This is a genomic window from Mucilaginibacter sp. KACC 22773, assembly GCF_028736215.1.
Taxonomy (GTDB): Bacteria; Bacteroidota; Bacteroidia; order Sphingobacteriales; family Sphingobacteriaceae; genus Mucilaginibacter.
On record NZ_CP117883.1, the window covers coordinates 4,698,587 to 4,711,156 of the forward strand.

At 43.8% G+C, this 12,570-nt stretch carries 14 protein-coding genes; 6 read left to right on the forward strand and 8 right to left on the reverse strand.

Annotation, left to right across the window (positions count from 1 at the left end):
- Positions 1 to 18: 18 nt before the first annotated feature.
- From PQ469_RS19170 to PQ469_RS19180, 3 genes are read right to left on the reverse strand one after another with little or no spacing between them, the layout of a single operon-like run.
- Positions 19 to 1,095, reverse strand: a complete 1,077-nt coding sequence (locus PQ469_RS19170) for a family 10 glycosylhydrolase (protein WP_274209127.1) — start codon at positions 1,093 to 1,095, stop codon at positions 19 to 21.
- Positions 1,088 to 2,221: a carbohydrate-binding family 9-like protein gene (locus tag PQ469_RS19175; protein ID WP_274209128.1), complete on the reverse strand. Its 1,134-nt coding sequence runs from the start codon at positions 2,219 to 2,221 to the stop codon at positions 1,088 to 1,090. Before PQ469_RS19175 ends, PQ469_RS19170 begins: the two co-directional genes overlap by 8 nt.
- Positions 2,221 to 2,625 (reverse strand): EVE domain-containing protein, encoded by a 405-nt coding sequence (locus PQ469_RS19180; RefSeq protein WP_090644444.1) that lies wholly within the window; start codon positions 2,623 to 2,625, stop codon positions 2,221 to 2,223. Before PQ469_RS19180 ends, PQ469_RS19175 begins: the two co-directional genes overlap by 1 nt.
- 267 nt (positions 2,626 to 2,892) lie before the next feature.
- Here PQ469_RS19180 and PQ469_RS19185 point away from each other — a divergent pair, with 267 nt between their 5' ends.
- From PQ469_RS19185 to PQ469_RS19210, 6 genes are all read left to right on the forward strand, one after another.
- On the forward strand, positions 2,893 to 3,915 hold the full coding sequence (locus tag PQ469_RS19185; protein ID WP_274209129.1) for a sensor histidine kinase: 1,023 nt from the start codon (positions 2,893 to 2,895) through the stop codon (positions 3,913 to 3,915).
- Entirely contained in the window at positions 3,908 to 4,687 is a 780-nt protein-coding gene (locus tag PQ469_RS19190; RefSeq protein WP_274209130.1) for a LytR/AlgR family response regulator transcription factor, read from the forward strand. Before PQ469_RS19185 ends, PQ469_RS19190 begins: the two co-directional genes overlap by 8 nt.
- Positions 4,688 to 4,861: 174 nt before the next feature.
- On the forward strand, positions 4,862 to 5,707 hold the full coding sequence (locus tag PQ469_RS19195) for a sterol desaturase family protein (protein WP_274209131.1): 846 nt from the start codon (positions 4,862 to 4,864) through the stop codon (positions 5,705 to 5,707).
- Positions 5,708 to 5,759: 52 nt separating this feature from the next.
- Complete coding sequence (locus PQ469_RS19200; RefSeq protein WP_274209132.1) at positions 5,760 to 6,482, forward strand: hypothetical protein; 723 nt, start codon at positions 5,760 to 5,762, stop codon at positions 6,480 to 6,482.
- Positions 6,483 to 6,509: 27 nt separating this feature from the next.
- Positions 6,510 to 6,920 (forward strand): DUF4890 domain-containing protein, encoded by a 411-nt coding sequence (locus PQ469_RS19205; protein ID WP_274209133.1) that lies wholly within the window; start codon positions 6,510 to 6,512, stop codon positions 6,918 to 6,920.
- Between the two features lie 62 nt (positions 6,921 to 6,982).
- Positions 6,983 to 8,065: a serine hydrolase domain-containing protein gene (locus tag PQ469_RS19210; protein ID WP_274209134.1), complete on the forward strand. Its 1,083-nt coding sequence runs from the start codon at positions 6,983 to 6,985 to the stop codon at positions 8,063 to 8,065.
- 99 nt (positions 8,066 to 8,164) lie between these two features.
- Here PQ469_RS19210 and PQ469_RS19215 read toward each other — a convergent pair whose 3' ends face one another.
- From PQ469_RS19215 to PQ469_RS19235, 5 genes are all read right to left on the reverse strand, one after another.
- Positions 8,165 to 9,409 (reverse strand): NAD(P)/FAD-dependent oxidoreductase, encoded by a 1,245-nt coding sequence (locus tag PQ469_RS19215; RefSeq protein ID WP_274209135.1) that lies wholly within the window; start codon positions 9,407 to 9,409, stop codon positions 8,165 to 8,167.
- Positions 9,410 to 9,613: 204 nt separating this feature from the next.
- Positions 9,614 to 10,615, reverse strand: a complete 1,002-nt coding sequence (locus PQ469_RS19220) for a 4-hydroxyproline epimerase (RefSeq protein WP_274209136.1) — start codon at positions 10,613 to 10,615, stop codon at positions 9,614 to 9,616.
- A 75-nt stretch (positions 10,616 to 10,690) separates the two neighbouring features.
- On the reverse strand, positions 10,691 to 11,629 hold the full coding sequence (locus PQ469_RS19225; protein WP_274209137.1) for a dihydrodipicolinate synthase family protein: 939 nt from the start codon (positions 11,627 to 11,629) through the stop codon (positions 10,691 to 10,693).
- Between the two features lie 373 nt (positions 11,630 to 12,002).
- Positions 12,003 to 12,308, reverse strand: a complete 306-nt coding sequence (locus PQ469_RS19230) for a DUF3784 domain-containing protein (protein WP_090644399.1) — start codon at positions 12,306 to 12,308, stop codon at positions 12,003 to 12,005.
- Positions 12,309 to 12,319: 11 nt separating this feature from the next.
- Complete coding sequence (locus tag PQ469_RS19235; protein WP_274209138.1) at positions 12,320 to 12,511, reverse strand: hypothetical protein; 192 nt, start codon at positions 12,509 to 12,511, stop codon at positions 12,320 to 12,322.
- Positions 12,512 to 12,570 lie beyond the last annotated feature (59 nt).

Below are 12,570 nucleotides of genomic sequence, written 5' to 3' on the forward strand. Positions count from 1 at the left end.
AATCTATAATCTGCACACCTACTTACCCGTTTCCTCGTGCAAAATATCCAATATAGTTGGCGTCACCTTACCAAAAAACGAAATCCCGGCAGCACCATTCTTTAATGCATATTGTATCCCGGCGCGCACTTCGTCGTCATTTTTAAAGTCCGATATATACAGACCTGCATACAGCGGGAATTTTCCATCCAAAAAGTGTACACCTTCGGCCACGGCATCACCTATCCAGCTTACCCCCTCTTTATAAAAGCCATGATAAATCATGGGGCAAACACCATCCAGGTGAAAATTTGTCCAGTCCTGCCTCACGTTTCGGCGTGCCACTTCGGGGGTTGGGAACACAGCCGCGGTTATGGCTTTTTTATGCTGCTTAGCCACCTCCGAAATTTTGTTGACCACCCTGATAATATTACCATACCTGAACAAACGCCACGAAAGGCTAGCATCCGGGTATTGTATTGCTTTTACATCCAGGCCATATTGTTCTTTAAATTTGGCCTGGCAAACCTCGCAATAGCAAAAATCATATTCGGGCAATTCTTTGGTTTGTTCAATTTTGTAATGGTCCCAAAGGTTCACCGGCAGTACAACATCGCAATAACGCACATAATCCAGGTGAATGCCATCTACATAATCTAAAGCCAGTATCTTATCAACGGTAGTAGTCAGGTAATCCTGTACTTCGGGGCGCGATGGGCAAAGCCAGCGGTAGTAAGTTACGTAGGGTGGTTTATCGGCACATGAATCGCCGTTGCGGCTTTTGCTGTACCACTCGGGATGTTCGGTTAACAGTTCGGCACGGTTAAAAGTCCATATCCAGCGATGCGCCTCAATTCCGGCAGCTTTGGCAGCGCGAAAATGCCGCTCGCTGTCGTTTTCAAAAAATATTCCTGTTATACCTTTAGCTTTATAAGCTGCATAATTAGTTTTTAAATCCTCATCCGTATCCTTTAGGTTAGGATTTATCCATATCCAGTTTTTCTTTTTATTTTTTTTCATGCCCGCGGTATTTACCGGAGCGGCAGTGCTTAGCAATGGCAACTGGGCAGCAACACCGGCCAATAAACCGGCTTTTAAAAATTCGCGCTTATTCATGGTGTATCGGGTTTAATTGCTCTATAAAACCTTCGTGGTTTATGGTATAGGTGTTATTTGTATTTGCGTCGGTAATAAAAGCCTCAAACTGGTTTTGGGTGCTTTGCAGCTTTAATTTATTGCTGATACCGGCAATATCATACTTACCGTGGATACCCAATTTACCAAGCGACGAAGTATATTCATGATGTTGCCTATACCATTGTTTTTCACGGTAATAAACCAGCCAAAGATATTTCTTTTGTTCCTCGGCATAAGGCATAGTAAATGCTACATCATCGGCCTCATGTGTGCTGAACAAAAGATACCCCCAATGTTCGGGACTGTGCATGGCAATCTCGCCCTGCGGCGACCATGACCAGTTATGTTCCGGGAGATCGCGCCCGGCAGAATCCTTCAGTTTTACATTCCGCCCTTCTACAATTTTGGTATCATACTCCACCCGCGAAAAATTTATCCGGTAAATGGTGCCATTTTCAGGAACCTGCGATTTAAATCCCATGGTAATGGCACTAAAAGGGATAGCCATTTCCACCGTCCAGCCGGCATCTGTGTCCGAAGCATTGTTGAGCGTGCCCTGCACCTTAACTGCCGAACGCAGGCCGTTAGCATCCCAGCCTATCAAACCGCCTCCCCTATTGCGATATGGCTTATTTAAAAACAAGTCGAAAATGGTGTTCAGCGCGTTTACTTCAATTTCGTAATAGGAATGGGTTGTTGTGGATGGGTCGATAAATAATTCAAAATCGTTATCGTGATACACAATATCATCGTGATTTTTTAAAGTGGCCCATACCTGGGGCTCTTCCAAGTGGGCGGCTATATACAAATAGTTGTTATCCCAAAGCATTTTCACCTTGGTTTTGTAAGGCGGTTTGGGTTTTAGGTCGCCTTCAATATCAGCAAAATTATTTGTCCATTTTGCTTGCTGCCAAACTGCATCATTAATATCGCCGTCAACTACCGGGGCGTTTGTTATATGCCTTACCACGTAGTTTTCAGGTGTCGCAAACAAATTCTCCAGCCCGGCAAATGGCGATTGGGCCTTAGTGATTTGAGGACCAAATAACATGGATATAAGAAACACCGTTTGTATCCGCCTGCTGATTGGAAATAGTGTGGCCATTAACTGCCCAGTTCTAAAATACGGTCAAACTCCTCGCGTTTTAATGCCATTACCGAAAGCCGGCCTTGCCTTACCAGTCCAACATCCTTCAGTTGTTCATCGGCTTTTATTGTCTCTAATGTTACCGGCTTCTTCAATGTTTCTACCGGCGAAAGATCAACCACCACCCAGTTTGGGTCTTCGGTTGTGGGGTCCTGGTAGGCTTCTTTAACTACTTTGGCTATACCCACTACTTCCTTGCCATCATTACTGTGGTAAAACAACACCAGGTCGCCCTCCTGCATCAATCTTAAATTATTGCGTGCCTGGTAGTTGCGTACGCCATCCCAAAAGGTACGGCCATCTTTATTAAATTTTTCCCAGCTATATTTTACGGGTTCGGATTTTACTAACCAATGCTGCATTTGTACTTAAAATATGTGTACCGTAAAGATGTTAAAAAGCTGCGATAAGTTAAGTGGACTTTTGTAAAAAGATAAGAAAAGACTCACACTGCCCCCTCCAAACGGAAGGGTTTTTGATTTGCATGGTTTCTGTAAACTTGCTGCTTTAAAGTCCTCTCCTTTGGAGAGGATTTAGGTGCGCCTGTTTAGGTAGGGCTTCGCCCCTCAAATTTTCAGCTTCACCCAAATTTTCTGTTGCCTGTAGCTATCTTTAATTAGATTTACCTGATGGAAAAAACCGGGAAACAGTTATGGTTTTACTGTTCGCTGCTGATAGCCGTAATGCTTAATAGCGGGAGGTTGCTCGCCCTGCGCGAAAATGGCATTGTGGCCCATTACTGGCGATTTAACGCTGCGGAATTTGCCTACCAATTATTGGCGCAGCTTGGTTTCTGCTACTTCTTATTCTCGCTCAATTTGGGCCGCGGCCGGTTGGCAAGGTATCGCGACAATAACAGATACCTGCGCTATCTGTCGCTCAATTTTTTTATTGCATTTGTTGGTATGGTGCTGATAGGCGGCGTGCAAAAACGGGTATTTAGCTTTAACCCCAACCAAATAAGGGGCGCCTTTTGGCTGGGATATTTAACCCGGTACGCTTTAGCAGCTTTACTAATTGGTATTATTATAAAGATAGTGCTGCTGCTGCGCCAAAACAAACAACAGGCCATTGAAAACGAGCAACTTAAAAATGCCTATACCACAGCCGAACTGGAGTTATTAAAAGAGCAGCTTAACCCACACTTTTTATTTAACTCGCTGAGCAGTTTATCGGGCGTGGTGCGCGAAAACCCGGCCCTGGCGCAGCAATATATTAAACATCTGTCGGCGGTTTTCAGGTATGCATTAGTTAAGCCCGCCAGTAACCTGGTTACAGTTAATGAAGAATTAACGATGGTAAAATCATTTGCTCAATTATTAAAAATGAGATTTGAAAATGCCTTCGAGCTATTAATTGACGTGGGCGATGCTTTCCTCCAATATAAGCTGCCACATTTATCGTTACAACCTTTATTGGAAAACGCGGCCAAGCACAATGCCGCTACCCTAAAAACTCCATTGCAGGTAACCATTAAAATGTGCGGCGACGAATTATCTGTAAGTAACAACCTTAACCCGGTAGATGCAGATGGCACCGGCACCGGCCTGGCCAACCTTAACCAGCGCTACAAAATATTGATGCAACGGGAAATAGACATTGAACAAACTACCAGCCATTTTACAGTTAAGCTCCCTTTGAAACATGAATAAACTACGTGTTGTTATAGTTGAAGACGAACCTGTTACTGCCCGTAACCTGGCACATGTGCTGCAAAACCTTGATGACAATATAATTATTACGGCATCCCTACCCGATGTAAAAGACGCTGTGGAATGGTTTAATGCCAATCCCGATAGCTACGACCTTGTATTTATGGATATCCGCCTTGCTGATGGCGTATCCTTTGATATTTTTAAGCAGGCCGAGATTCTGAAACCGGTGATATTTGTAACGGCCTATAACGATTATGCCATTCAGGCTTTTAAAAATAATGGCATTGATTATATTCTTAAACCTTTTGATGAGGCCGAAATTGAGCTGTCGCTAAGCAAGTTTAAACGCCTGGTAGTGCAAGGGCCCAAAAGCGATGCGAACCCATCCTTTGAGCAACTGCTGCAACAGGTAAAAATATTGGCAAAACCGCATAAAAAATCATTCCTGGTTCATTTCCGGAATAAGCTGATCCCGGTTGAAACCGCTAAAATTTCCTGGTTTTATACCGCGCATGAAATAGTATACGCCCAAACCACAGACGGCCAACAATACAACATCGAATTTACAATGGAGCAACTGGAGCAACAGTTGGAGCCCGATATGTTTTTTCGTGCCAACCGGCAGTTCATCATCAACCGCAAGGCGCTAACCGAAGTTGACTTTTATTTTAACGGGCGCCTGTCGCTGAAAATGAAACCCGAACCACCGGAGAAAATCCTCATCAGCAAAGCGAGGGTGCCGGAGTTTAAAAAATGGGTAGATAGCTGATATTTTTGATTTCGGATGTTCGATTTCGGATTTATCAAACGGAAATAACGAGTACAGTCACTTCGGCCCCCGGTTTTTCAGCTTCGCCGGGTTTCATCAAACTTAAGCCGCATTTTCTGGTCAACTTTATATTGTCAATCAAAAAACGACAAAATAATTCAAACGATTAAGAAAATGAAACATCAAATTGGCCCATACCGCATATACATATTATTATTCCTGGCACTACTTGTAACGGCCGAAATTATCTGGAACTGGAAGAAAGATAAAAACGTTTACGACGTTAAAGAAACGTTTTCAAACCTGTTTGTTTTTGTTGGCTTCCAGTTCTCCAAATACCTTTTCGCCGGCTACCAGTTAGCCATACTTGGCTTTTTTGCCAAATTGGCGCCCTTCACATTACCCAGCAATGGCTGGGTTTTCCTGCTCACTTTTTTTACCGCCGATTTTATCTACTACTGGTTTCACCGCATCTCGCACCATTGGAAACCGCTCTGGGCTTTCCATCTTATCCATCACTCGGCTATGCACATGAATCTTACGGCAGCTTACAGGCTTAATTGGTTTTCGGCAATTGTTAGTCCGCTGTTTTTTATTCCGGCAGCATTATTGGGTATGCCAACAGACTTTATTGTAATATCGTATGTACTTAACCTGGCTTATCAATTCTTTTTACATACAGAAGTTGTTGGCACATTGGGCGTGGTAGAACATGTAATGGATACACCATCATCGCACCGGGTGCATCATGGCAGCAATCCTATTTATATTGATAAAAACTTTGGAGGGGTGTTCATCATCTGGGATAAATTATTTGGCACTTATCAGCCCGAAACCGAAAAGGTAAACTATGGCCTAACCACCGGTTTTGTGAGCAACAATCCATTTGTTTTGGTTGCCCGCGGGTTTATAGATCTGTTTAAAAATAAAAAGCTTTCTGAAATGAAGAGCTCCCCAGGTACAATCACCCTCAAAAAGCCGGTGTTAGCCAAGCAAAGCTATCAGCAGGTAATACCCTAGTCGTACAAAAATCAAACTGAATAATATATACACAACATTAAAATTTAATATCATGAAAAACGTAAAAACAACAATGGTGATATTGCTGATGGCATCAAGCCTTGGTTTAGGTTTAAACTCCTGTAAAAAAGATGGCGTTGCAGCCACCGACGTGTCTATTACCGAAGCCGACGCGGCAGAACTTACTACCGATGCTGTAACGCCAACAACTGGCGGGTTTGCCTTACAGGTAAACAGCTCCGTAACTATCTATAAAACGGTTGTACTAAGTTGCGGCGTTAAAAAGGACTCAACCTTAACCAAAACAAGCGCGGCTGGTGCAACACCGTCATACAGCTACAATCTCAGCTGGAATTATATGCTCACCTGCGCCGGTATTGTGCCCAGCCAGCTTACCTTTAATTTTACCGGTTCGCACACTTTTGATGGCACGCGCATGTCGTCAAACGGCAGTAGCACAGGCGGCTTTGTACTCACTAATTTGCAGCCATCTGCATCAACTTATTCCTTAAGCACCACTTTTACCCATACCGGCACCGAAACCTCGAAAATTGCCCGTAAATACACCTTCACAAGCAATTTAAGCATTACATCGTCAAACATACTGGTTGATAAAACTACTTTAAAAATAGTATCGGGCAGCGCCGCGGTTAAGCTAACAGGCTCGTCGTCGTCTGGTAAATCTTTCAGTTTTGCAGGTACCATCACGTTTCTTGGCGACAATAAGGCTACCCTACTTTTAAATAGCGGCGCCAGTTATGCTATTCAATGGTAAAATGTATTTTTAACCAAATTACGACTAATGAAAAAACAAGGAATTATAAAAGCACTTTGGCTAATAGCCGCTGCAATAACTGTTACAATATTGATGGGCAAACCAGCAACTGCCCAAACCGGCATGCCCGATTTTAAAAACTCCACCCCGGAACAACGGGCCCAGTTTCAGACAGAAATGATGAAGAGCAAGCTAAAACTGGACGCCGCGCAGGAGAGTAAAGTACAGGCCATTAATTTAACCTACGCCCGTAAAATGCAAGCCATTATAAAAAGCGACGATGGCCGCTTTAGTAAAATGAAACAAGCCAGGAATTTGCAGGAAGGAAAAGACCAGGAGTTAAAAGGCGTATTCACCCCGGCACAGTTTAAACAATACAAGGACTTTGAGGAGGAGATGAAAGCGAAACTAATGGAAAAGATTAAAGAAAAACAATAGCTTTTTTAAGGCACTGTACAGCCTCCCTGGGTTACAGTGCCTTTTACATTTATGTCGAGATTATGAAAAAGTTAATAATTGTGCTCCTTTTGCTTTGTGCTATATCCAATGCAAAGGCCCAGCATCATTTTGAAAAGGTTGATCAATGGCTTGCCGATAATACGGAGAAAATGGGTGGCCGTACAGTGCTGGTAGTTTATAAAGATGGCAAAATCATTTACACCGGCAGCAAAGATGAAATGACCATGAAGCAAAGGTTTGCTACAAAAATGGTTGCCCGTAAAATGGGCAAAACGCCCAACCTTGACGCTTTTACCACTACTACCAAAATTCCGGTCGCCAGTTGCAGTAAATGGTTTAGCGCGGCTTTGGTGATGACTTTTGTTGACGAAGGCAAACTAAAACTAACTGATACCGTAGGCAAATACCTGCCTGTACTCTCCAGAACCGGCAAGGGGGGTATTACCATAAGCCAATGCCTATCGCACCTTACAGGCATCCAGGCGCCGCCCATAAAAGAGGCGTTGCAGGATATGAAAGATATTCACAGTATGGATCAATCCATCCAAAACATTGCGGATATGCCCCTCGAGGGTAAGCCCGGTTCATTGTTCAGGTATAGCAATGTGGGCCTGCAAATGGCGGCAGCTGTTATGGAGAAAATCAGCGGTAAAAGTTTTGAAACCCTTTTTGCCGAACGCATTGCCAGCCCCTGTGGTATGGTTGATACCGATTTTGGTAAAGGCCCCGTAGCCTTCCCCGCCGGCGGCGCCTGGAGCACCCCTAATGATTACCTTAACTTTTTGGTGATGATATTAAACAAAGGCACTATTAACGGCAAACGGGTTTTAACCGAAAAAAGTGTTAATGAAATGCAGATTGACCGGATAACCAAAGACGTAAAAATAGCCTATGCCCCCGACGAAGCCGGCAATGCCGGTTATGGTTTCGGCGAGTGGGTATTGAAAGCGTCCGGCCCGCAAAACCCAACACCGGCAGTAAGTAGTCCGGGTTTATTTGGCAGTTTCCCCTGGGTAAACAACGATAAGCATTATGCGGCTTTTATGATGTGTTTTTACATTAAAAACGATGGGAGGCACGAAAGGTATTACGAATTGAAACATTTGGTGGATGAGGCGTTGTAAGGAGTAATGAATCAGCGCCGAAAGACTTACGAAGTTTTAAAAACTTCGTAAGTCTGTTTTTTTTTAGGAGTTAAAACGTCGCGACAGTTATACTTTTTGCTAACTCCTATCCGGTGCAAAAGCTTCAATATTAATGCTGGTTTTTGTGCCCGAAATCACTTCCTGTACTAATAACCCTGTAGCGGCTCCTAAACTCAGGCCCATCATACCGTGCCCGGTTGCTATAACAAGGTTGCTGAATTTGTTGCTCCTGCCGATATAGGGTAAGCCATCAGCAGATGATGGCCGGAAACCAAACCAGATATCTTTTTCGGCAGGCACGGCCGGTTTCAAGCCTGGAAAATACTTAGGCACCGATTCAACAATGCCTTTTACCCGGTTCATGTTGATACGGCTGTTAATTTTATCCAACTCCATGGTACCGCCATAGCGCAGGCCGCCATTCATCGGGGTGATAGCTACACGTGCTTCTGCCAGCAATGCAGGAATCTGCATGGATGGAACTTCTTCTTTCACATTAAAAGAATAGCCTTTACCCGGCATTAGTAATATTTTAACGCCCAGTAATTTACCTATCGCCGGCGACCAGGAGCCACCCGCAACAATATATTCATCGGCTGTAAATTCTTCATTGTGTGATAAAACCCTGGTTAATTTACCTGCAACGGTTTCAATTTTAGTAACCTCTTTATTTGTAATTAAATTTACCCCCGCGCTCTTGAGGTATTTTACCAGCGCCGCCATCAGCTTATTTGGCGATAGGTGTGCGTCGCAACGGTAATGCACCGCCCCTAATACATCAAGCTCCAGGTTAGGCTGCAGCCTGATACAATCGGTCGGGCTAAGCACTGCCATATCCAAACCCAGTTCACGACCCTTTTCGGCCAGGTGAGCTTCTTCTTCCCCGGCCTTTTCGGTTTTGTAAAACATCAGGATGCCTTTTTCAACAAGGTCGAAGTCAAATTCCGATTCTTTACTCAGATCTTCATAAAGCTTTTTGCTCAGTAAAGAAAGCTCGGTTAAAGGTGTTGCAGACCGCTCTACGTGCCCGGCATTTGCTTTTTGAAGGAATTTTAATCCCCAGGAGATAAGTTGCGGGTTAAACGATGGTTTTACATAAAACGGGCTCTTGCTGTTAAACATCCATTTAATGCCCTGCGAAACCATACCCGGAGTTGCCAACGGAATAAAGTGACTGGGTACTATCATACCCGCGTTACCGAACGAACAGCTATCAGTCAGGTCGCCTTTATCCAGCACGGTAACCTGGTGCCCGGCCTTTTGTAAATAATATGCAGAACTTAAACCTACAATTCCACCACCTATGATCAGCACTTTTGCCATTTTTTATTTTTTATACCGTCATTGCGAGGCACGAAGCAATCCCCTACATGCTAAGTCCCACATTGTTCGGGATTGCTTCGTGCCTCGCAATGACGGTTATTATTCGTATGTGTCATCCTGAGTTTGTCGAAGGGCGCGCAGAAGCCTTTGCCCATGCCCACTATGGTTCGACAGGCTCACCATGACACCCAACTTCTTTTTTTATTATATCACCTGGAAACCATGTGCATACGGGTCGTCATCGTCTATTTTGATGGTGTTGTAACCGTAAACTTTTGCCCAGCCTTCAACACTCGGAATAATGGCATCCAGTTCGCCAATCTTCACCACCTCTTCAACCTTGCCAATGAATTTACTACCAATGATGCTTTCGTGTATAAACGGTTCGCCCACTTTCAGCTTGCCTTTGGCATACCATTGTGCCATACGTGCCGATGTACCGGTGCCGCAAGGCGATCTGTCAATAGCCTTATCGCCATAAAATACAGCATTGCGGGCGGTAGAAGTGCTATCTAATGTTGCGCCTGCCCATAGTATATGGGTACACGTATTTATAGTAGGATCCTGTGGGTGAACAAATTTATATTTTTCGTTAATACGCTTGCGCAATACCTGGCTCCAGGCTATTAGCTGCCCGGCGGTATAATTTTCAAGCCCTGCAAAATTTGGCTGCGGATCAACAATGGCATAGTAATTACCCCCGTAAGAGACATCGATGGTTAGCATACCCAGATCCGGGCACTCTACCTCCAGATTGGTGGCAGCAAGATAGGCTGCCACGTTTCTGAGCTTAACCGAAGTAACTTTTTTTTCTTCCTGTTTATACTCTATCAAAACAAGGCCGGCCGGCGCTTCCATACGTACTATGCCGGGTATTTTAGGCTGAATCAGTCCTTCTTCAATAGCAATGGTTATGGTACCAATGGTACCATGCCCACACATAGGCAGGCAACCACTTGTTTCAATAAATAAAACGGCCACATCATTTGCCGGATCATGGGGCGGGAACAAGATACTTCCCGACATCATATCATGCCCTCTTGGCTCAAACATCAGCCCGGTGCGAATCCAGTCGTACTCTTTTAAAAAGTGCTGTCGCTTTTGGCTCATGTTATCGCCTTTAAGCGTTGGCCCGCCACCTGCCACTACCCTCACGGGGTTACCACAGGTGTGCGCATCTATACAAAAAAATGTTTTACTACTCATATATAAGCTTAAAGCTTAAGGCCGGAAGCAAAAAGCCAGCCTTAAGCTTCAAATATTTATTTATAAAAGATTTAATTAAGCTTCAACTTCGCTCAACTTACCCCAGCTGCCAACAGGCAGTTCCGGGCGAACAGCTAATGCATCATTGATGATCTTTAACACTTTGGTGCGTTCTTCGCCAATTAACGGTAAACGCGGTGCGCGTACATTTTCGGTACCAATACCAGTTGCAACTTCGGCCAGTTTAATGTACTGAACCAGTTTTGGATGAATATCCAATTCCAATACCGGCAAAAACCAACGGTAAATGGCTAAAGCTTCGGCAATTCTGCCGGCTTTTACCAAACGGTAAATAGCTACAGTTTCTTTAGGGAAAGCATCAACCAAACCTGCAACCCAGCCGTCGGCACCCATTACAAGGCTTTCCATGGCTAACGGATCAACACCGGTAAATATGGCGTAGCGGTTGCCAAAACGGTTAAACATTTTAGTAACATTTGATACATTCCGGGTTGATTCTTTTACCGCCTGTATGTTTTTATAAACCGATAGTTTTTCAAACATATCCAGTGTAACTTCAATTTTATAATCAACAGGATTGTTGTATATCATGATAGGCAGTTCGGTGCTTTCGGCAACTGCGCCTATGTAAGCCAAAGTTTCGCGTTCTTCGCTGTTATAACGCATTGGTGGCAACAGCATTAAACCATCGGCACCGGTATCAAAAGCTCTTTTAGCACAGGCTACAGCTGCTTTGGTGGTTTGCTCGGCAATATTTAGTATTACAGGTACTTTGCCATCAACATAATCAATGGTATGCTTTAATAACGCAAACTTTTCATCATCGGTAAGCACGCTGGCCTCGCCTAATGAACCGCCTAAAATAAATCCGTCAACACCAGCTTCAAGCTGCGCTGCAAGGTTTACATCAAAAGCATCAAAATCTAATTCGTCGTTATCGGTGAACTTGGTGGTTACCGCAGGGAATACGCCTTTCCAGTCAAAAGTTATCATTGTTTCTTATTTTTATCAAAAGTACGGTGGATTACTAAAATATTGAACTAACAATTTAGCAATCATTAGCCGGATTTTAGCTTCATTCATCTGTTTTTGTTAAAAAAAGATGGATTAACTACCATTTTGGGTTAAGATATGGTTGAATGAGAGCTCTGATTTAAGGATAATATTTTAACAAATATGGTAAGCGATAAATTGGAAGCAAGCTTTTTTTTGCCCGCCCTCAATCTGTCGGAGCGGTAGTATGCTTTGCTAACGGGCAGGAATGTTGTTAAACGATTTGAGCAATAGTGATAGTTTGGATATTGGCTAATGTGGCCAAGGCCTGCACAAGAGAGGTTAACCCAGGGCGCTAGCATTATATTATGTATTACAGCCGCCTGAACCTGCGCTTGCCTGCAATGGCAAAAACAGAGGTTGCCAGGATGCCGCCCACAAAAAATATTAAGGCAATGTTCATTTGGGCGGGCAGGTAAGTCATGCCGATACCGGTGAGCAGGGCTATGGCGGCGTTGATAAGCATCAGGTTGCCTACCCAGTTACACAGACCGTTAACATCGCTCACCAGGTTTTCATCAAACCCGGATATAAGGCTGGCTTTCTTTTTATATTTTATTTGATAGCCCAGGATAAGCATGGCCAGCGATATTGTGCCAAAAACAAAGAGGTTAAGCATATGGATATATTTTACATCAATTCGCCATCCTTATGCTCATGGTAGGTTTTATAGGCCAGGTAATAAAGCACCAGGGCGGGCAAGGCGTTTAATAATATGTTTACGGCGTTTATATCGGGGTAGGTCATGAATACCTGTATAATTAGCAACACCAGGGCTACCGAGCCACCTACAATAAAAAGGTTACGAAATTTGGGATTCATGGGCAGGTAAATGTATAATATGAATATTCAACCATTTATTAAACGCAAAAGCTTAATAA